The sequence below is a fragment of the Sideroxyarcus emersonii genome (genome assembly GCF_021654335.1).
GTDB classification, from domain to species: domain Bacteria; phylum Pseudomonadota; class Gammaproteobacteria; order Burkholderiales; family Gallionellaceae; genus Sideroxyarcus; species Sideroxyarcus emersonii.
Genome location: NZ_AP023423.1, coordinates 2,560,656 through 2,577,322, shown reverse-complemented (window position 1 = coordinate 2,577,322; position 16,667 = coordinate 2,560,656). Strand labels below are relative to the sequence as shown.

Annotated in this window: 28 protein-coding genes; 16 read left to right on the top strand and 12 right to left on the bottom strand. The window is 60.6% G+C overall.

The annotated features are described in order from the left end of the window. Positions 1–308: 308 nt before the first annotated feature. The 3 genes from L6418_RS12590 to L6418_RS12580 all read left to right on the top strand — a co-directional run bounded on the left by L6418_RS12590 (position 309) and on the right by L6418_RS12580 (position 2,260). On the top strand, positions 309–1,076 hold the full coding sequence (locus tag L6418_RS12590; RefSeq protein WP_237247270.1) for a hypothetical protein: 768 nt from the start codon (positions 309–311) through the stop codon (positions 1,074–1,076). A gap of 433 nt (positions 1,077–1,509) precedes the next feature. Continuing rightward, positions 1,510–1,923, top strand: a complete 414-nt coding sequence (locus tag L6418_RS12585; protein WP_237247269.1) for a DUF1398 domain-containing protein — start codon at positions 1,510–1,512, stop codon at positions 1,921–1,923. Positions 1,924–2,041: 118 nt separating this feature from the next. Then, positions 2,042–2,260, top strand: coding sequence for a DUF3820 family protein (locus L6418_RS12580; protein ID WP_237247268.1), 219 nt, complete (start codon positions 2,042–2,044; stop codon positions 2,258–2,260). Here L6418_RS12580 and L6418_RS12575 read toward each other — a convergent pair. Then, entirely contained in the window at positions 2,255–2,479 is a 225-nt protein-coding gene (locus L6418_RS12575) for a VF530 family DNA-binding protein (RefSeq protein WP_237247267.1), read from the bottom strand. The genes L6418_RS12580 and L6418_RS12575 overlap by 6 nt on opposite strands. Positions 2,480–2,481: 2 nt before the next feature. Here L6418_RS12575 and L6418_RS12570 point away from each other — a divergent pair, with 2 nt between their 5' ends. After that, positions 2,482–2,802 carry a DUF167 domain-containing protein gene (locus L6418_RS12570; protein ID WP_237247266.1) on the top strand — a complete coding sequence of 107 codons (321 nt, stop codon included), beginning with the start codon at positions 2,482–2,484 and terminating at the stop codon, positions 2,800–2,802. A gap of 28 nt (positions 2,803–2,830) precedes the next feature. On the opposite strand, the gene L6418_RS12565 is transcribed toward L6418_RS12570, so the two are convergent. Both L6418_RS12565 and L6418_RS12560 read right to left on the bottom strand, forming a co-directional pair. Beyond that, entirely contained in the window at positions 2,831–3,031 is a 201-nt protein-coding gene (locus L6418_RS12565; protein ID WP_237247265.1) for a hypothetical protein, read from the bottom strand. A 38-nt stretch (positions 3,032–3,069) separates the two neighbouring features. Next, positions 3,070–3,534 carry a bacteriohemerythrin gene (locus L6418_RS12560; protein WP_237247264.1) on the bottom strand — a complete coding sequence of 155 codons (465 nt, stop codon included), beginning with the start codon at positions 3,532–3,534 and terminating at the stop codon, positions 3,070–3,072. Between the two features lie 119 nt (positions 3,535–3,653). On the opposite strand from L6418_RS12560, the gene L6418_RS12555 reads away from it, so the two are divergent. The 9 genes from L6418_RS12555 (at position 3,654) to L6418_RS12515 (ending at position 10,072) form a co-directional block, all read left to right on the top strand. Further along, complete coding sequence (locus L6418_RS12555) at positions 3,654–4,742, top strand: VanZ family protein (RefSeq protein ID WP_237247263.1); 1,089 nt, start codon at positions 3,654–3,656, stop codon at positions 4,740–4,742. Continuing rightward, entirely contained in the window at positions 4,739–5,050 is a 312-nt protein-coding gene (locus L6418_RS12550) for a ferredoxin (RefSeq protein WP_237247262.1), read from the top strand. The genes L6418_RS12555 and L6418_RS12550 overlap by 4 nt, the downstream gene beginning before the upstream one ends. Beyond that, a complete protein-coding gene (locus L6418_RS12545) occupies positions 5,050–5,670 on the top strand; it encodes an alpha/beta hydrolase (RefSeq protein ID WP_237247261.1) in 621 nt (206 codons plus the stop codon). Before L6418_RS12550 ends, L6418_RS12545 begins: the two co-directional genes overlap by 1 nt. 102 nt (positions 5,671–5,772) lie before the next feature. Next, positions 5,773–6,687: a nodulation factor ABC transporter ATP-binding protein NodI gene (gene nodI, locus L6418_RS12540; protein WP_237247260.1), complete on the top strand. Its 915-nt coding sequence runs from the start codon at positions 5,773–5,775 to the stop codon at positions 6,685–6,687. Next, entirely contained in the window at positions 6,684–7,151 is a 468-nt protein-coding gene (locus tag L6418_RS12535) for a thioesterase family protein (RefSeq protein WP_237247259.1), read from the top strand. The genes nodI and L6418_RS12535 overlap by 4 nt, the downstream gene beginning before the upstream one ends. Beyond that, positions 7,148–7,933, top strand: a complete 786-nt coding sequence (locus L6418_RS12530; RefSeq protein WP_237247258.1) for an ABC transporter permease — start codon at positions 7,148–7,150, stop codon at positions 7,931–7,933. Before L6418_RS12535 ends, L6418_RS12530 begins: the two co-directional genes overlap by 4 nt. Before the next feature lie 3 nt (positions 7,934–7,936). Next, a complete protein-coding gene (locus L6418_RS12525) occupies positions 7,937–8,353 on the top strand; it encodes a CopD family protein (protein WP_237247257.1) in 417 nt (138 codons plus the stop codon). Between the two features lies 1 nt (position 8,354). Further along, a complete protein-coding gene (locus L6418_RS12520) occupies positions 8,355–9,500 on the top strand; it encodes a class I SAM-dependent RNA methyltransferase (protein WP_237247256.1) in 1,146 nt (381 codons plus the stop codon). Further along, the gene (locus L6418_RS12515) at positions 9,497–10,072 is read left to right on the top strand and encodes a hypothetical protein (protein ID WP_237247255.1); all 576 of its coding nucleotides are present in this window, start codon (positions 9,497–9,499) and stop codon (positions 10,070–10,072) included. The genes L6418_RS12520 and L6418_RS12515 overlap by 4 nt, the downstream gene beginning before the upstream one ends. Positions 10,073–10,167: 95 nt before the next feature. Here the strand turns inward: L6418_RS12515 and L6418_RS12510 are convergent, their stop codons facing one another. Together L6418_RS12510 and L6418_RS12505 are read right to left on the bottom strand one after the other, a co-directional pair. Further along, a complete protein-coding gene (locus tag L6418_RS12510; protein ID WP_237247254.1) occupies positions 10,168–10,530 on the bottom strand; it encodes a c-type cytochrome in 363 nt (120 codons plus the stop codon). Between the two features lie 36 nt (positions 10,531–10,566). Further along, positions 10,567–10,869 (bottom strand): hypothetical protein, encoded by a 303-nt coding sequence (locus tag L6418_RS12505; protein WP_237247253.1) that lies wholly within the window; start codon positions 10,867–10,869, stop codon positions 10,567–10,569. Positions 10,870–10,957: 88 nt separating this feature from the next. Between L6418_RS12505 and L6418_RS12500 the strand changes: the two genes are divergently transcribed. The 3 genes from L6418_RS12500 to L6418_RS12490 are packed head-to-tail and all read left to right on the top strand — an operon-like array spanning position 10,958 to position 12,605. After that, a complete protein-coding gene (locus L6418_RS12500; RefSeq protein WP_237247252.1) occupies positions 10,958–11,479 on the top strand; it encodes a hypothetical protein in 522 nt (173 codons plus the stop codon). A gap of 20 nt (positions 11,480–11,499) precedes the next feature. Continuing rightward, positions 11,500–11,790 (top strand): acylphosphatase, encoded by a 291-nt coding sequence (locus tag L6418_RS12495; protein ID WP_237247251.1) that lies wholly within the window; start codon positions 11,500–11,502, stop codon positions 11,788–11,790. 2 nt (positions 11,791–11,792) lie between these two features. After that, a complete protein-coding gene (locus L6418_RS12490; RefSeq protein WP_237247250.1) occupies positions 11,793–12,605 on the top strand; it encodes an SDR family oxidoreductase in 813 nt (270 codons plus the stop codon). Between the two features lie 5 nt (positions 12,606–12,610). Here the strand turns inward: L6418_RS12490 and L6418_RS12485 are convergent, their stop codons facing one another. From L6418_RS12485 to L6418_RS12455, 7 genes are all read right to left on the bottom strand, one after another. After that, entirely contained in the window at positions 12,611–12,979 is a 369-nt protein-coding gene (locus L6418_RS12485; protein WP_237247249.1) for a YajD family HNH nuclease, read from the bottom strand. A gap of 71 nt (positions 12,980–13,050) precedes the next feature. Then, positions 13,051–13,686, bottom strand: coding sequence for a DUF1109 domain-containing protein (locus tag L6418_RS12480; RefSeq protein WP_237247248.1), 636 nt, complete (start codon positions 13,684–13,686; stop codon positions 13,051–13,053). Next, positions 13,686–14,279, bottom strand: coding sequence for a sigma-70 family RNA polymerase sigma factor (locus tag L6418_RS12475; RefSeq protein WP_237247247.1), 594 nt, complete (start codon positions 14,277–14,279; stop codon positions 13,686–13,688). Before L6418_RS12475 ends, L6418_RS12480 begins: the two co-directional genes overlap by 1 nt. Positions 14,280–14,290: 11 nt before the next feature. Continuing rightward, a complete protein-coding gene (locus L6418_RS12470; RefSeq protein WP_237247246.1) occupies positions 14,291–14,740 on the bottom strand; it encodes a DoxX family protein in 450 nt (149 codons plus the stop codon). Then, entirely contained in the window at positions 14,737–15,522 is a 786-nt protein-coding gene (locus L6418_RS12465; RefSeq protein ID WP_237247245.1) for a DUF2063 domain-containing protein, read from the bottom strand. Before L6418_RS12465 ends, L6418_RS12470 begins: the two co-directional genes overlap by 4 nt. After that, positions 15,519–16,349, bottom strand: coding sequence for a DUF692 domain-containing protein (locus L6418_RS12460; RefSeq protein WP_237247244.1), 831 nt, complete (start codon positions 16,347–16,349; stop codon positions 15,519–15,521). Before L6418_RS12460 ends, L6418_RS12465 begins: the two co-directional genes overlap by 4 nt. Beyond that, positions 16,346–16,621, bottom strand: a complete 276-nt coding sequence (locus L6418_RS12455) for a DUF2282 domain-containing protein (protein ID WP_237247243.1) — start codon at positions 16,619–16,621, stop codon at positions 16,346–16,348. The genes L6418_RS12460 and L6418_RS12455 overlap by 4 nt, the downstream gene beginning before the upstream one ends. Positions 16,622–16,667 lie beyond the last annotated feature (46 nt).

Genomic DNA, 16,667 nt, shown 5'->3' with positions numbered 1-16,667 from the left:
AAAGAAAGTAACCAAAGAAAAGGCGACCCCGGTTTGCCGCCCTTCGGGTTCCCTCGATATTTCGCCAACAAGCGGGGCTGCGCAACTCGCCCTAGTGAGGCACACACCCCGTGCCTCACCGCGGAGCTCGGACAGTGCTCGCCTAAACCTCCGCTTGTTGGCGAAATGTCGAGGCGGCGCACAGGGGATGGAAAAGCTAAAATCAAACCGTATGGTGGGCAACAAGTTGCCCACCATAGTCGAAACAATTCGACTCCAGTACATTGGAGTTAGCCGTGATTTGAGAGATGCTCTAGATGGGGGGGGATGTGAGCAAACTGCTAATACTGATATCTGGTCTTCTCATTAGCTTCTTTGGATATGCTGGAACACAAACAAAAAGCAATTCCTACCAAGCTAAGCTTGATCAAATGGTGGCCAAGTATCGAGCTATCCCTGTTACAGAGGATGTGGCGCCATTAATCGCACTTGATCGCGAAATAGTTGAGCTGGTTAGAAATGCATCCTTTGATGAGGCAGTGACCGTTCAATTACGACCGGAATATTCCGAAATCGGCATAGAAGAGGGGGTTGGAGAACACATTCCCGTCTATCACTATGGGTTTTTATGGATTGAGGCGCACAAACGTAACCCGCACTCCGCATTTCGAGAAGACACTTTGTTTGCAGTAGCTATGCGAGACTCGGAACCAAATGATTCAAGTGTGGATTTGCAGCCACTTGAAGCTTATTTGAAAGAGTATCCCCAAGGATCACTCGCTTCGAGTGTGTACTTTGCGCTTGCCAATCACTATCGGGACTTGTATTTGGTGGTGCGCGGCCTTGCTAATAAAGGAAAAGGCCAAGGAGAGATGGCAGTTAATTGCTATCAACGTTTGATCTCAAAAAAACCGTATGAAGAGCAAATGCGAGAATCGAGAAGACTATCTATAGAAAATTACGAGAAGGCGCTGAAGTTATCTACTGGCTCCGCAGTTTGGAAAGAGGGAATAAGAACTGGGGTGCTGGAGGAAATGAAATCGGAGAATTTCCGATGGAATGGGTATGTAACAGGATGTGGCTTGGGAAACGACTGACAAGGTAGAGTAAGGGACACAAAGTGCCTACGCTGTGGTTTTAGGTTTTGAATTTCCCTTCCCCTGAGCGCCGCCTCGACATTTCGCCAACAAGCGGAGGTTTAGGCGAGCACTGTCCGAGCTCCGCGGTGAGGCACGGGGTGTGTGCCTCACTAGGGCGAGTTGCGCAGCCCCGCTTGTTGGCGAAATATCGAGGGAACCCGAAGGGCGGCAAACCGGGGTCGCCTTTTCTTTGGTTACTTTCTTTTTGGCGAAGCAAAAGAAAGTGACTTGCTGTCGGGCAACCCCCGACGGTTTAGGATGGCGCGTGCCGGAGTCGAATTATTCTGAAAGAAATCAAAGTCTGGTAGCCTCGGCAGGCGTGCACGTTCTGCCACCTCGCATGCAAGAAGTGCCCGGAGAGCACAGCAGTCATTCGTTACGGAGAATCACCATGAGCGATGCAATCGAAAACCTGAATTTGGCCATGCAACGTGCAATGGCAGGCCGTCCGAAGGTCGGTGGCTTTCCGTATTTCGCCGAAACGTTGCGTCGGGCTGGCGTAACGCGCAATTTCTGGTCCTTGCCATCTTGTCAAAGCCTGTACCTGACTCAGCAAGGCCCGGTGGTCATGCAGGGAACACCTCTTGTCTCGGGCATGGCAGATGTGCCGCCATTTGATCGCAATGCCCTTATCACCGCGCTACGGGCCGATCAAGCCGGGGCGAGCACGTTTCCGGAGTTTCTGATGGCGGCTTGGAAGGCGGGCGTCGTGAGCTACGACGTGGATTTTGCAGCGCGAACCTGTACCTACCATGGCGCGAGTGGGGAAAAGTACGTTGAAGCATATCCCGCCGCAGATGTGTAGCTCCATCCTGCAACCGCTTCTGACCAGCGCAATGCGCAATGACTAACGGGTATTGCGCCGGATGAAATGCTCATGGTGCAATGCGCTGCGCTTATTGCACCCTACGTGATGAATCAGGATGAATCCGCAAGACCTCGAAAAACTTCTCACCCGCACCATGCCCTACGGCAAATACAAAGGCCGTACCATCGCCGACCTGCCGGGGCATTACCTCAACTGGTTCGCGCGCGAGGGGTTTCCGCCGGGCGAGATCGGCCGGTTGTTGCAGCTGATGCAGGAGATCGATCACAACGGCTTGTCGTCGCTGCTCGATCCTTTGCGCAAGGATGTTTCATAGCTGGCTCAGGTACAGTACTTCCACTTTCGCCCTCGCCCAGGGCGTGCGGCGCAGGAACTTCAGGCTGGATTTGACGCTGGGGTCATGTGTGAAGCAGCGGATCGGCACCGCCATACCCATCGCTTCCCACCCCATGTTTTCGGAGAGCTGCGTGACGATCATCTCAAGCGTGATGCCGTCGAGGCTGGGGCGCCTGGCTGGTTTATCATCGGTGTTCATATTTGAATTCTACAGGAGTGCTGATGCAGCCGTTCTGCTGGTGGGAAGACGACACGCTGGTGCTGAACATCCTCGGCCGCCCGCGCGCCAAAAAGACCAGGATCGGCAAGGTCATCGGCCATCAGCTGGAGGTGCATGTGGCCGAGCAGCCGGTGCGCGGACGCGCCACGGCGCATCTGGTGAGATTCCTGGCGGGGGAGTTCGATGTGGCTGAAAGCGCGATCACGGTGGTGTTCGGAGTTTACAACGTGAATAAGCAATTGCGCGTCAAAGCGCCGCAGCGTCTGCCGGCGGTGATCGCGAAACGGCTGGGTAAGGGGTGAAACGCCAGTGATTGGCGGGTGCAGGTCGTTACTGCGGAACTCCCGGCTTGCTGCAGCGCGCTTCCATGAAGGGGCCCTGATACTGGATCCAGGCTTCGCCGGGTGATATCTGCGCGCAGATGATGGTGCGGTCGTAGCGGTTGATCCACTTGTACCAGGGCGCGCCGCCGGCGAATGCACTCACGGCCGCCATGCCCAGTACCACGATCAGCGCGATTTTCTTTTTCATGCCGGTTTTTCCTTCGCTGTGTTTTTCCGCTTTGGCGATCAGCCGAAGAACTTCTTCAGTGCCGTGCCGAGCCAGCCGCCATCCACCTTGTTGCCGGCGCTTTCGAGCCCCAGCATCTTTTTGACGCTCTCCACGTAGTCGGCATCGTCGCCCTTGATGTGGTTGACCAGCCATATCTTCAGCATGGAGAGCAGTTCCGGCGCGACGTTTTCGCCGGCGTCGGCGCGCTTCTGGAATTCCGCGACACGCTTGGTGAAGATCTCGTGCACCCGCTTGTGCGCCTTGATGAACGGATAGCCGGCCTTTTCCTGCAGTTCCTCCTCGAAGGCGAAATGCGTCAGCGTGTAGTCGACCAGTTCGCTCAATACATGGTTGGTCGCGTTACGGTCGCCGCTGTCGTTGGCGGTATTCAGTTCGTTCAGGTAGTCGACGATGCGCTGATGCTGCGTGTCGATGACCTCTATCCCGGTTTCCAGGTCACTGGACCAGTGCAGGTATGCCATAATTCCTCCTAGTAAACGCCAATTGATATTGGTCTGATATCTGAAGCGGGGGCATTGTTTCTTACCCGCCGCTTCCGAGTCAATCGAAAAAGTTTGAAAGACCCTGCCGGCTTCGATGCATGAGCGCTTCCTTACACGCAAAACCCCGCAGTCTGTTGCGCCGCTATCTGGCGGCGGGGTATGCCGTGTTCATCGTGTATGCCAGCCTGTCGCCTTTCGTGGGCTGGCAGGAACAGGGGCTGGAGTTCTGGGCGGTGCTGGTCTCGCCGCTGGGGCTGACCTATTCGACGTTCGACGCATTGAGCAATCTGCTGGCCTATTTCCCCTTCGGACTGCTGCTGGCGCTCACCTACCGCGCGAATTTCGGCAGGAAACCCAGCGTGTTGTGGGCGACGCTGACGGCGCTGGCGCTGTCCGTGGCGATGGAGTACCTGCAGATGTATCTGCCGATGCGCACCAGTTCGAATGCGGACATCCTGGCCAACGGCATCGGCGCGCTGGGCGGTGCGCTGCTGGCGGTGTCGGTCGTGCAGCGCGCCTGGTTCGTGCGCGTGACACAATGGCGCATCGGGCTGTTCCGGCAGGGGCCGGGAGTGGACTTCGGCCTGGCGCTGGCGACGCTGTGGATGTTCGCGCAGATCAATCCGTCGTTGCCGATGCTGGGGAATGTGTTCATCACCGAGCCGGCTTACCGCATGTTCGCCGCTGTGCCGGAAGAGCCGTTCAACCTGTGGGAGAGCCTGGCGGTCGCCTTGAACCTGCTGATGCTGGGCGCATTGCTGCTGACGTTGCTGCGCGAACGCCGCCATGTGGTGGTCGGGCTGGCGCTGGTGCTGGGCGTGGTGGCGCTGGCCAAGTTCATCGCGGCGGCACTGCTGTTGAAATCCTGGGCGCTGCTGTTATGGTTGAATGGCGAGGCGATGCTGGGCATCGTGGTCGGTGTGCTGCTGATCGCCGGCGCCGCCTGGCTGCCCCGGTCGCGGCTGGTCTGGGCGGCAGCGCTGGGTGCGCTGAGCTATGTGGTACTGGCGAACTGGGTGCTGGACAGTGGCACCCCCTCCGCCGCAATGCGCCTGTACCAGTGGCGCTATGGCCATTTGCGCAATTACAACGGACTGTCGCACACCGTATCGCTGGTCTTTCCGCTGCTGCTGGCGGGATATCTGTGGTGGGCGCGAACATCGTATCAACATAAGGATGGCAAATGAGTCACTACGACAGGCATGTGTTCTTCTGCGTTAACCAGCGTGCGGCAGGCGAGGATTGCTGCAACAACTTCGGTGCGCAAGCGGCGCGCGATTATGTCAAGGACAAGGTCAAGCAGCTGGGTATTTCCGGCGCGCAGAACAACCTGCGCATCAATTCTGCCGGCTGTCTGGGGCGTTGCGAGCTGGGGCCGGTGCTGGTGGTCTATCCCGAGGCGGTCTGGTACACCTATGTCGACCACAGCGATCTCGACGAGATCATCGAAGAGCACCTGAAGCATGGCCGCATCGTCGATCGGCTGAAGATCTGATGGCGATCACACTGGAAAAATTTTCCACCACCGGCACTGCGGGGCTGCTCGAAGGGGTCGTGCACATGCCGGAAGAGATCACCTGCGGCATCGCCGTGGTGGCACATCCGCTGCCGACCATGGGCGGTACGATGGAGAACAAGGTCGCGGTGACGCTGGCCAAGACCTTTGCCGAGCTGGGCTGCGTCGCGCTGCGCTTCAATTTTCGCGGCGTGGGCATGAGCGAGGGCGAGTTCACCGGCGGCGACGGCGAAGAACAGGACATGATTGCGATCGTGCGTTTTGCGCAGGAACAATTCGGCGAGGAGCTGCCGCTGATCCTTTCCGGTTTCTCGTTCGGGGGCTATGTTGCCGCGCGTGCCGCGCAGCAGGTGCGCCCGCAGCACCTGATCCTGGCGGCGCCGGCCGTGGGCCGCTTTGCCATGCCGGCCGTCGCCCCCGATACGCTGGTCGTCCACGGCGAGCATGACGATGTCGTGCCGCTGGCCGATGCGCTGGAATGGGCGCGTCCGCAACATCTGCCCATCGTGGTGTTGCCGCAGGCGGAGCATTTCTTCCACGGGCGGCTGACGCAGTTGCGCGATATCGTGAAGCGTCATTTCAACGGGGTGGAACTGTGAAGCAAAAAAACAAGAGCAATCAGCCACAGGGAGCGCGGAGAACGCAGGGCGGGATTTTCTCTGTGGGCTCTGTGTTTTCCGTGGCTAAAAAGGTTTAGCAGAATGAATGCAGTGATCAAAGCTATCGGGCTGCAAAAATCCTACGGCGGCCAGCGCGTGGTGGATGGCCTCGACCTGTCCATCCGCAAAGGCGAATGCTTCGGCCTGCTCGGCCCCAATGGCGCGGGCAAGACCACGACCTTGCGCATGCTGCTCGGGCTGATCGAACCGGATGCCGGAACCGCCTTGCTGCTCGACCTGCCTGTGCCGCAGGCGGCGCGCGAAGCGCGCATCCGTGTCGGCGTGGTGCCGCAGATGGACAACCTCGACCCCGATTTCACCGTGGCCGAGAACCTGCTGGTGTACGGGCGCTACTTCGGACTGCACGACCGCGAGATCGAGGCGCGCATTCCGTCGTTGCTGGAGTTCGCCAGCCTTACCAGCAAGCGCGATGCCAAGGTGCCGACGCTATCCGGCGGCATGAAGCGCCGCCTCACGCTGGCGCGCGCGCTGGTCAACGATCCCGATGTGATCTTCCTCGACGAGCCGACCACGGGGCTGGACCCGCAGGCGCGCCACCTGATCTGGCAGCGCTTGCGCGAACTCACGCAGCAGGGCAAGACGCTGCTGCTCACCACGCATTTCATGGACGAGGCGGAGCGCCTGTGCCACCGCCTTGCCGTGATGGACAACGGCAGGCTCATCAGCGAAGGCTCGCCGCGCCAGCTGATCGACAGCAACATCGAACCGCAGGTGGTGGAAGTGTTCGGCGAGACCTCCGCGCAATGGGCGGGCGAGCATGCCGCAAATTATGCGCAGCGCTTCGAGGTCAGCGGCGAATCGGTGTTCTGCTATGTGAGGGACGCGCAGCCGCTGGTGGAACATCTGCAGGCACAAAGCGCACTGCGCTACCTGCACCGGCCGGCGAACCTGGAAGACGTGTTCCTGAAGCTGACCGGCAGGGAGATGCGCGAATGAACCTGATTTTCCGCATGCTCTATGTGCTCGTCCGCTCGCTGTTCTGCGAACGGATGCGGGGCGGCAATTTTGCAAGCGAGTTCGCCTTGAGCGTGCTGCCCAACGACATCGACATCAACCTGCACATGAACAACGGCCGTTACCTGACCATCTGCGACCTCAACCGCGTGGACATCTTCGCGCGCAGCGGTTTGCTGAAGGCCATGTTCAGGCGCAACTGGATCCCGGTCATCGCCGAGCACACCATGAGCTACAAGAAGCCGCTGGGTCTTTTTGCGCGCTACCGGGTGAGGACGGAAGTGACGCACTGGGACGAGAAGTATTTCTATATGAAGCATGTTTTCAGCAAGGGTGAGCGCATCATGGCGGAAGGAACGTCGAAGGGCTGTGTCTATGCGCGGGGTGTCGGCGTGGTCAAGCCGGTCGATGCCTTTGCTGCAGTGGAAATGGACAATTCGAAATGAGCGAACGGGATTTTGCATTGCCGCGGCTGAGTCTGCGCTTCTACCCGATCTGGCGCAGGCACTGGCTGGTGTGGAAGAAGATCGCGGCGCCGTCCATCCTCGGCCATCTGGCCGATCCGGTGATTTACATGCTGGGCCTGGGCTACGGCCTCGGCAGCCTGCTGCCGACCATGGGCGGCATGTCGTACATGGCCTTCCTGGCTGCCGGCACGGTGTGCTACAGCACCATGAACAGCGCGAGCTTCGAAGCGCTGTATTCCGGCTTTGCGCGCATGCACGAACAGCGGACCTGGGAGGCCATCCTGAACACGCCAGTCGCGCTGGATGACGTGGTGCTGTCCGAGATCCTGTGGGCTGCCACCAAGAGCCTGATGTCGGGGGCTGCCGTGCTGGCGGTGATCTGGATACTGGGGCTGTCGCACGCCCTGATGTCGCTGTGGATGATCCCGCTGGCGCTGCTGATCGGGCTGACCTTTGCCGCCATCGGCCTGATCATGACCGCGCTGGCGCCGGCCTACGATTTCTTCATGTACTACTTCACGCTGGTGATCACGCCGATGATGCTACTATGCGGCGTGTTTTTTCCGGTCACCCAGCTGCCGCCCAGCATGCAGATGATCGCGAGCGTGTTGCCGCTGACGCATGCGATCGACCTGGCAAGGCCGCTGATGAACGGCAACCTGCCGCCGCAGGCGTTGCTGCATGTTGCGGTGCTGCTGGCCTATGCGTTGTGCGGTTTCTATGTTTCTCTGGTGTTGTTCCGTCGTCGCTTGTCGAGGTGATCCATGTTGTGGCTGAAAGCTTTTCATATCTTCTTCGTGGTCAGCTGGTTCGCCGGCCTGTTCTACCTGCCGCGCATTTTCGTCAATCATGCGATGGCGGAAGAGGCGGCGGTGAAAGAGCGCCTCAAGCTGATGGAGCGCAAGCTGTACAAGTTCGTCACGCCGATCGGCGTACTTGCTGTGGCCACCGGCCTGTGGCTATGGCTGGGCCATCGCGACATCTTCAACGGCGGCTGGATACATGCCAAGGTCGCCCTGGTGGCCGGACTGGTCGCGTATCATTTTTATTGCGGCCACCTGGTCAAGGTGTTCGCTGCCGAGCGCAACACCCGCAGCCATGTCTGGTTCCGCTTCTTCAATGAAGTGCCGGTACTGGTACTCCTTGCCGTAGTCATCCTCGTCGTCGTGAAACCTTTTTAAGATGCCAGATTTTTTCGCCACCTGTCCGCGCGGACTGGAAAAACTTCTCACCGATGAGCTCGCCGGTTTCGGCGCCACGGATGTGCGCCCGACCGAAGGCGGTGTCGCCTTTGCCGGCGACTGGCCGCTGTGCTATCGCGCCAATCTGCAGAGCCGGCTCGCTTCGCGCATCCTGTGGCGCGTCAAGGACGCCACGCCGTTCCGCAACGAACAGGATGTGTACAAGGTCGTTTACGATCTGCCGTGGGTGCGCTGGTTCGACGTGAGCTGCACCATCCTGGTGAAGGTTACGGCGATCAAGTGTCCGCTGAAGAGCCTGGAGTTCATCACGCTGAAGATCAAGGATGCGGTGTGCGACAAGTTCCGCGCCGAGAAGGATGCGCGTCCGAGCGTGGCCAAGCTCGATCCGGACATGCGCATCCATGCCTTCTTCGAGGGCGAGAAGTTCACCATGTACCTAGATACCTCGGGCGATGCGCTGTACAAGCGCGGCGTGCGCCTGCATACCAACATCGCACCGCTGCGCGAGAATCTGGCCGCCGGCATCCTCAAGCTGACCGGCTGGAAGCCCGGCATCCCGCTGTTCGACCCGATGTGCGGCAGCGGAACCTTCCTCATCGAGGCGGCGCAGATGTCGCTCAACATCCAGCCCGGCGTCGCGCGCCATTTCGCTTTCGAGAAACTGAAAAACTTCGATGCGAAGAGCTGGAACGCCATGCGCGAAGCGGCCATCGCCGCACAACTGCCGGTGAGCGAACTGCCGATCTACGGCAGCGACCTGTATGGCGACGCGCTCAAGGCGGCGCACCAGAACCTGGAAGAGGCGGGCATACGCGAGACGGTGGACCTGAAACAGTGCAATGCGCTGGAAGCCTCGCCGCCGGAAAAGACAGGCATTCTCGTGGCGAACCTGCCCTATGGCGAACGCATGGGCGACGAGGACGAACTGGCAGCGCTGTATCCCAAACTGGGCGACGTGCTGAAGCAGAGATTCGGCGGCTGGAACGCCTACCTGTTCACGGCCGACCTGCGCATCGCCAAGCTGATGCGGCTGACCCCCTCCAGGCGCACGCCGCTTTTCAACGGCGCGATCGAATGCCGCCTGTTCGAGTACAAGATCGTGGCAGGGAGCAACCGGCCAAAATGATAGAACTCTCGCTTGAACTCAAACTCGATGCGTTCCTGGTCAACAGCATGGGGAAGTCTGAAGACCTGTCGAGCCAGATGTCTGCCCGGGCGCTGAGATTCTCGTGCGAGAAGGTCGTGTCGGCGCGGCAACTGAGGGAAAACAAGCCGAGTGCCGATTTCGAGTTCCTGGGCTCTGCGGGCAAGCGCGAGTCGCAGGTCGAGTCGGACCAGGAGTTCGACGAGAAATTCTTCCATTACCTTGCCACGCACACGACGGTCGATACTTCAAGGGTCAATATCGCTGCCGGCGATTCCGGCTATGTCCCGGTGCCCAAAGCAACGAGCAGCGGAGAGATCGGCCGGATGTACATCCCCAGGCTGCAGAACCAGAGCAGCATTGGCCTTGAACTGGTCTTCAGGCAGGATGAGTTCGATGCGGCATGGGAACTGGTGACGCATCAGAAGGTTCGCAAGGCCGTTGCTACCCTGGTGTGCTTCAAATTATCGCAGGGTGCGCCTGCCGGGCAAGGCGAATACCTGTTCGTCGCCGGCGTCCTGTCCTGTTCGCTGCAATTCGCGCCGGGCGACTAGTTCGATCCGCAGCTTTCCGCGGCTGCAAGGTCGCGTGGCGGGAGGCGTCGCAAGCCGAAACGACCTGGACGCCATCCCGGGCGATGGCGGTCGATCTACTTGTTGGCCAGGCTCTGCTCGAATTTCACCAGTTCGGTGATCTGTGCCTTCTTGACGCCGCTCAGGTCGTTCGCCGGCATGGGCATGCTGCCCCAGTTGCCGGAACCGCCTTTGGATACCTTCATCACCAGTCCCTCGATCAGCGGATATTCCTTGCCTTTATAGGTAAAGGTTTTCACGCCCTTGCCGGTATACCGGTTGGCCACATCGCGCCAGGCCGGACCAACAACCTTGTGGTCGATCGCATGGCATGCAACGCAATTCAATTCCTTTGCCAGCGGTGGCATGTCGACGGCCAGGGTGTTGCCGGCGATCATCAGGCCCGCTGTTGCAGCTATGCTTCCAATGACAGATTTCATGCTTCCTCCGTGTGGTTGAGAACGAGCGGACCTGCTTCAGATGGGCGAAGAACGGGTCCTTGTGTTGCCTTGAAGGCCCGGCAGAGTTTTTGCGCCGGCAAGCAAGCAACGTTTGTCGGCAAGGTCTGTTGACAGCGCATGCCGATTTCTGTGCTCCGGCAGCAAATATCGCCACGTCTTGACGGTGATTTGACACTGCCTGGCTGCGATGCGGCATACCTCTACGCCGATGTAGCCTTGCCCATGCTTTGCTGATAGATTTTGCATTCGCAGATCCGGAAGAAATCCGATGGCATTGATCACCTGCAGGAAGTGCAAAAGAATCGTCGCATCGAGCACCGAGCCTTGTCCGTACTGTGGCGAACCCAGTCCGGCAGACGCGGCTGCCGATCGCCAGCCGCGGGCGGCGCAGGCCAGGTATGCGGGGATGGCGCTCGCGCTGCTGGCCTTGCTGCTTATTCTGCTGTTGCAGTGGTATGCCGGCAGCGGCAAGCACGATGCAAGCCCGGCGGTCGTTGATCAGGCGGCGTCGGATATGACGAACTGCCTGACAGCCGAATGTCCGGCAGGCACGCGTGCGGTCACCTTCACGACGCGGCAGGAGCCGTTCTATTCCTGCAAGAGCGATGAGCTCTCGGACTACGCCAACTACGTGCTGGGCGTGATGATCGCCCATATGCTGCCCACCGGCGCTGCACCGGAGATCGGCAAGACCGGCGAACCCGTGGTCCAGGGCAGCGAGAAGCAGGCTTTGGACAGGCTCAGGGCGAAAGCCGGGGTCTCGACGTTCGAGGAAGCGATCGCAAAATGCTACAGGGGCGAACAGAACCAGAAGGTACAAGTGCTATACAGCCCCAAGGACAGCGACAGCATCTATGTGGCCGCTGAAGAGCATCCGGAGAATAAATTCTGGATGCCGAAAGCCCGGCTGCTGAGGAAAGCGCATTAGCCCGCGGCAGGTAACCCACCATGCCCCCACCTCCATTCCCAAGCTGCAAGACCCTGCGCCTGCTGATACACGGTCGCGTGCAGGGAGTGTATTTCCGCGACTCCATGCGGCGCGAGGCGCAATCTCTTTCCATCTCCGGCTGGGTGCGCAATCGCAGCGACGGAACGGTGGAAGCGGTGGTGCAAGGGCAGGCCGATGCGGTGGATGCCATCGTGCGCTGGGCGCAATGCGGGCCGCAACTGGCACAGGTGGCGCGGGTCGAGATGGAGCCGGCCTCGGGCAGCTATTCCGTTTTCGAGATTACCGATTGAGCATGAAGACGATACTCATCACCGGGGCGACCGATGGCATCGGCCTGGCGACCGCCAGGGAACTGGCGAGGCAGGGATGCGAACTGGTGCTGCACGGGCGCAGTGAAGAAAAGGCGAGGCGCGCTTGCGATGCGGTACGTGCCGTCGCGCCGGCTGCGGTCCTGCATAGCGCCAGCGCCGACCTGGCAGACCTTGCCGCAGTTGCCGGCATGGCCCGGGAATTGGCGGCGCGGTTGCCGCGACTGGATGTGCTGATCAACAATGCCGGTGTCTACATGACCGAACGCAGGATCTCGCACGACGGTTTCGAGATGACGCTGGCGGTGAATCATCTCGCCCACTTTCTGCTGACCGGGCGGCTGCTTGCCGTGCTGAAAAGATCGACGGCGCCGCGCGTGGTCACGGTCAGTTCCATGGTGCATGCCGGTGGGCGCATTCCGTTCGACGACATGGATTGCGAGCGCAATTTCAATGGCTATCAGGCCTATGCCAATTCCAAACTGGCCAATGTGCTGTTTGCGAACGAGCTGGCGCGACGCGAACCCTGGTTGACCTCCAACAGCCTGCATCCGGGAGTGATCGGCACCAAGTTGCTGCATGCCGCTTTTAGCATGCCGGGAGGGTCGGTGGCCGAGGGGGCGCGCACATCGGTCTATCTCGCCACCTCGCCCGAGGTGGCCAAACTGACGGGAAGATATTTCGACGTCTGTACCGAGACTGCTGCCGCTGCGCCGGCGCTCGATCGGCAGCTGGCACAGCGCCTGTGGACCTGGTCGGAGCGCGCGGTCGGCAGTTTTGCGGGACCGGCCGACTAGGCGGCTCACTCTTTCTTCAACAATTTCTTCAGTTCGGCGAACGGCTGGTGTGTCGCGGCGGCAGGGCCGCCGGCATCGCGCGTCCTCGCGGCTTCGTCCAGCATGCGCGAATGTTCGTTGTCGTGGCAATAGATGCACTGAAATTCCCAATTGCTCCCGTCCGCTGGATTGTTGTCGTGGTTGTGGTCCTTGTGATGGACGGTGAGTTCGCGCAGGCGTGCACCGGTGAACTCGCGGCCGCAGCGGCGGCATATCCAGGGAAACAGCTTGAGTGCGCGTTCGCGATAGCCGGCCTCGCGCAGTTCGCGCTGCTTGCGGGCTTCGGCAACGACACGGTCGAGCCGAGCATGATCGGGAGCGGTGTGTCTGGGCATGACAGACTTCCGGTGGCGGGTTGCCGCGATTATAGCGGGGCGCCGATCATGCGCCAGTCGCGCCGGGGCGGTCACCATTTGAGCAGCACTTTCCCCAGCCACAGGCCCAGCAGGCCGATGACCAGCATCGGCAGGTAGTGCCATTCGATGACGTGCACGATGGAGTCGTTCGCTTCATGCAGCCGTAGCCACAGGGCACCCACGCTGAAAGCGGAAAGCAGTGCGACGCTGCCCGCCAGCCGGTAGTGCGTACTGGCGTAGCGGCGCATCGAGTAGAACGTCCACGCCGCAGGCAGCAATGCCATCAGCGTGATGCCGGCGGTGCATTCGAAGCTGTGGATGGGCAACGGCGCAGGCGGGCTGTCGGCATGCCAGGCCAGCGCCATGACCAGCAGGAACAGCAGGAACGGCAGTATCGGTGCGAACGCCAGGTGGCGCTTCTGGTACAGGTCGGGAAAGGCCAGCAGGGCGGCACTCAGCGAGGTGACGATGAAGACGGCGAGCAGGGAAAGGATCTCGGCAGCGAACCAGATGTTGTGCAGCTTTTCCGCCAGGTCGGGCCGCACGCCGGAGAGTGCGAGCGACAGCGCGAGGTAGGCGGCGGCGGCGCCTATCCATTGCAGGCTCAGCCTGTAGGGATGCGGCGCAGGCTTCACCGTACCTGCTTGCTGTGCGAGATCCGCAACAAGGTCGTCGATATTGGCCATTATCTTTCCAGTCTCATTCTCAACACTTTGTAGGCGCGGTGCGCCGCGACCTTGACCGCCGATTCGGTCATGCCGGTCCTGGCGGCGACTTCCCTGGCAGTGTAACCATCGTGGTGCATCAATTGCAGGATGGTTGCCTGTTTCTCCGGCAGCCTGGCGACCTCGGCGCGGATGGATTCGTAGTCGAAACCGGGTTCGACGGCGTCATCCGGCAGTACTTCTTCCAGCTCGGACAGATCCTCGGCGTCGTGCAGCCGGTCGGCGTAATGCGCGCGCAGATGATCCTGCAGGCGGAATTTTGCGATGGCATACACCCAAGGCTTGTACGGCCGCTCGCCGTCGTAGGTATGGCGCGCCTTGTGCACGGAGATCAGGATCTCCTGCAGCACGTCGTCGACTTCGTTGCTCGAGTATAGACGCTTCAGCAGAAAGGGACGCAGCAGTCGTGCCGTCTCTTTCAGCAGCATGGCATAGGCTTGCGAGTCGCCGCCAAGGGACCGCTGCATCAAGGCAGCAAGGTTGTCGCCGCTATCCGTCACCTGATCGCCATTCGTTAAGTACACAGGCGAATAGTAACCCGCCATCGTCGACATGCGCAGTCTCCCTAGCGGCAGCGTTGTTCCAGCCATGCGTCCAGCGACCATTTGCCCGGCCCGTGCACCAGCAATGCGGCGAGCAGCAGTCCCCAGTAGAGGTGCTGGTTAAGTCCTGCCTCGCCCAGCTGGTCGTAGTACGAATAGGCGGCGACCGCATTCAGGATGGACAGTCCCAGTGCCGCAAAGCGCCCGAACAGACCGAGCGCAAGCAGCACGGGGAATGCCAGTTCGGCACCGGTGCCGAGACAGGCGGCGAAGTCCGGTGGCAACAGCGGCACCCGGTATTCTTCGCGGAACAGGTACAGCGTACTGTCCCAGTTCTGGATCTTGGTCAGGCCGGATCGGAAGAACGCGCTCGCCAGGAACAGGCGCAGGCTGGCATCCAGTACCGGGCTGGCCAGTGCCGGCAGACTGCTGGTGCGGTAATAGAGTTGCAAAGCGTTGTGCAGTGCATTCATCGCGATTCCTCCTGTGCCATGTCGAAGTCGGTCAACACGCCCAGTTCCAGCCAGCGATGCAGCGTGCTTGCCAGGTCGAAACCGGGGTGGGCGGACAAGGTCGTTTCGGTCGCCGTTTCCAACGTGCTGCCCTGCTGCAGTTGCTCCAGCCAGCAATGGCTGTCCGGCGCGATGTTGAAGATCGCACCATCCAGGCCGTTGCGGCATACCAGCAGGCTTGCACCGCCGCTGTCCAGATCTATGTCGAGCGCGGCGGGGGGGCCGTCCTGATGCGCCTGCCAGATCGCCATGATGGGGAACGCGGAAGCGAGCAGTGTGCAGCTGGGATGCAAGCGCCAGGTCAGGGCCGCATACGCTTCGGGTGCGATGCCAGCCAGGCGTGTGAGGTCAAACGGCGCCGTATCGGCGGCAAAATACGCACGGTGGTATGCCCACTCCAGTTTTGCCATGTCCGGCAGATAGGCGAGGCGACGTACGGGTTCGAAATGCGCCAGGAATTCCGCCATCCCGGCACCATAGCGATGCAGGTCGCCGCTGCGCGATGGATGCCGTTCGATGAAATGCCTGGCCAGCAGGCGGAAGAATTCTTCGCCGACCAGTTGCCGGATCACCGGGTAAGCACCGGCCAGGGCGTCGTGCAGGTTGCCGCGGTGGTTGTTGCGATACACTTCGATGCCGCGCTGATCCGGGTAGCGCGGGCAAACGATCTCTCCGGGTGCGAATCCAGTGCCGGTGCGGATGGCATCGGAGAAGCGTTCCAGCGTGTCGGTCCAGCCGCTCATGACCGGTCCATGCGCTGTTGCGCCTTGCGGGCTTCGGCCTGCAGCACATCCAGAGCGGGGATATCCACGTCCCACTCGATCAGCGTCGGCCTTCTGCCGATGTGACGCAGCGCCGTTTCGTACAGTTCCCAGGCGTCGTCGAATACCGGTGCGCTGTGCGTATCCACCAGGCAGCCGTCGATCAGGCTGGGGCCGGCCAGATGGTATTCGCCGACGGCCTCGGCAGGGATGCCGCGTATGAAGGCGTCCGCATCGACTCCCAGATTCACGGCATTGACGAACAGGTTGTTCACGTCGAACAGGATGCCGCAGCCGGTGCGCGCCACCAGCTCGGCCAGGAATTCCTCCTCGCGCATCTCGCTGCTGCGGAACGCCAGATAGAAGGAAAGGTTCTCGACCAGTATCCTGCGTCCCAGGGCATCCTGTACCTGTTGCACGCGAGCGGCGACATGCGCCAGCGCATGCTGCGTATACGGGAAAGGCAGCAGGTCGTTGATCACCTTTCCACCAACCGCATTCCAGCACAGGTGTTCGGAGATGCTGGCAGGATCGACTGCATCGCACAGCTGGCGCAGCTCGCGCAGATGCCGGGTGTCCAGCGGATCGGGCGAGGCTAGGCCCATGCCGACGCCGTGCAGGCTGACCGGGTAGTGTTGTGCCACTTGCAGCAGCGTGTGCAATGGCGCACCGCCGCCGAAAAAATTCTCGCTGTGAACCTCGACCCAGCCGAGGGCCGGGCGAAGTTCGAGTACTTCCCGGTAATGCGGCGCCCGCAAGCCGATGCCTGCGACATCGGGCAGCGCCGGGCTTGCGGGTGCGCTCATCATTTCATCATCATGCCGGCCGGCTCGGTCGTGCCATTGGCGATCTTGTCGCAGGTGCCTTTGGGAACGGCCACGAAATCCAGCGGATCATTGTTCCGGGTGGCTTGTCCGGCGCAGGCGTGCGCGCTCTTGTTGCTGGAGCAATCGTTCTTGCCGGCCTTGGCGATGCCGAAACATTTTTCCATTTTCATGTCTGCGGCAGCTGCATTGCCGGCAAGGCCGACGACCAACAGACTGCCGATTGCTGCGGAGAGGATGCCTTGAGTTGTCTTCATGATGATTCCCTTTATCAAGTTGAAAGTGATGGAGAGTGCGTCTCCA

Bases quoted from the DNA above. Each gene is read 5' to 3' on its own strand.
- L6418_RS12490 (WP_237247250.1), top strand. From the start codon at position 11,793: ATGAAGACGATACTCATCACCGGGGCGACCGATGGCATCGGCCTGGCG.
- L6418_RS12565 (WP_237247265.1), bottom strand. From the start codon at position 3,031: ATGAAAAAGAAAATCGCGCTGATCGTGGTACTGGGCATGGCGGCCGTG.
- L6418_RS12545 (WP_237247261.1), top strand. From the start codon at position 5,050: ATGGCGATCACACTGGAAAAATTTTCCACCACCGGCACTGCGGGGCTG.
- L6418_RS12580 (WP_237247268.1), top strand. From the start codon at position 2,042: ATGAATCCGCAAGACCTCGAAAAACTTCTCACCCGCACCATGCCCTAC.
- L6418_RS12555 (WP_237247263.1), top strand. From the start codon at position 3,654: ATGAGCGCTTCCTTACACGCAAAACCCCGCAGTCTGTTGCGCCGCTAT.
- L6418_RS12465 (WP_237247245.1), bottom strand. From the start codon at position 15,522: ATGAGCGGCTGGACCGACACGCTGGAACGCTTCTCCGATGCCATCCGC.
- L6418_RS12500 (WP_237247252.1), top strand. From the start codon at position 10,958: ATGGCGCTCGCGCTGCTGGCCTTGCTGCTTATTCTGCTGTTGCAGTGG.
- L6418_RS12480 (WP_237247248.1), bottom strand. From the start codon at position 13,686: ATGGCCAATATCGACGACCTTGTTGCGGATCTCGCACAGCAAGCAGGT.
- L6418_RS12460 (WP_237247244.1), bottom strand. From the start codon at position 16,349: ATGATGAGCGCACCCGCAAGCCCGGCGCTGCCCGATGTCGCAGGCATC.
- L6418_RS12470 (WP_237247246.1), bottom strand. From the start codon at position 14,740: ATGAATGCACTGCACAACGCTTTGCAACTCTATTACCGCACCAGCAGT.
- L6418_RS12455 (WP_237247243.1), bottom strand. From the start codon at position 16,621: ATGAAGACAACTCAAGGCATCCTCTCCGCAGCAATCGGCAGTCTGTTG.
- nodI (WP_237247260.1), top strand. From the start codon at position 5,773: ATGAATGCAGTGATCAAAGCTATCGGGCTGCAAAAATCCTACGGCGGC.
- L6418_RS12515 (WP_237247255.1), top strand. From the start codon at position 9,497: ATGATAGAACTCTCGCTTGAACTCAAACTCGATGCGTTCCTGGTCAAC.
- L6418_RS12550 (WP_237247262.1), top strand. From the start codon at position 4,739: ATGAGTCACTACGACAGGCATGTGTTCTTCTGCGTTAACCAGCGTGCG.
- L6418_RS12510 (WP_237247254.1), bottom strand. From the start codon at position 10,530: ATGAAATCTGTCATTGGAAGCATAGCTGCAACAGCGGGCCTGATGATC.
- L6418_RS12485 (WP_237247249.1), bottom strand. From the start codon at position 12,979: ATGCCCAGACACACCGCTCCCGATCATGCTCGGCTCGACCGTGTCGTT.
- L6418_RS12575 (WP_237247267.1), bottom strand. From the start codon at position 2,479: ATGAACACCGATGATAAACCAGCCAGGCGCCCCAGCCTCGACGGCATC.
- L6418_RS12560 (WP_237247264.1), bottom strand. From the start codon at position 3,534: ATGGCATACCTGCACTGGTCCAGTGACCTGGAAACCGGGATAGAGGTC.
- L6418_RS12535 (WP_237247259.1), top strand. From the start codon at position 6,684: ATGAACCTGATTTTCCGCATGCTCTATGTGCTCGTCCGCTCGCTGTTC.
- L6418_RS12475 (WP_237247247.1), bottom strand. From the start codon at position 14,279: ATGTCGACGATGGCGGGTTACTATTCGCCTGTGTACTTAACGAATGGC.
- L6418_RS12585 (WP_237247269.1), top strand. From the start codon at position 1,510: ATGAGCGATGCAATCGAAAACCTGAATTTGGCCATGCAACGTGCAATG.
- L6418_RS12525 (WP_237247257.1), top strand. From the start codon at position 7,937: ATGTTGTGGCTGAAAGCTTTTCATATCTTCTTCGTGGTCAGCTGGTTC.
- L6418_RS12495 (WP_237247251.1), top strand. From the start codon at position 11,500: ATGCCCCCACCTCCATTCCCAAGCTGCAAGACCCTGCGCCTGCTGATA.
- L6418_RS12520 (WP_237247256.1), top strand. From the start codon at position 8,355: ATGCCAGATTTTTTCGCCACCTGTCCGCGCGGACTGGAAAAACTTCTC.
- L6418_RS12530 (WP_237247258.1), top strand. From the start codon at position 7,148: ATGAGCGAACGGGATTTTGCATTGCCGCGGCTGAGTCTGCGCTTCTAC.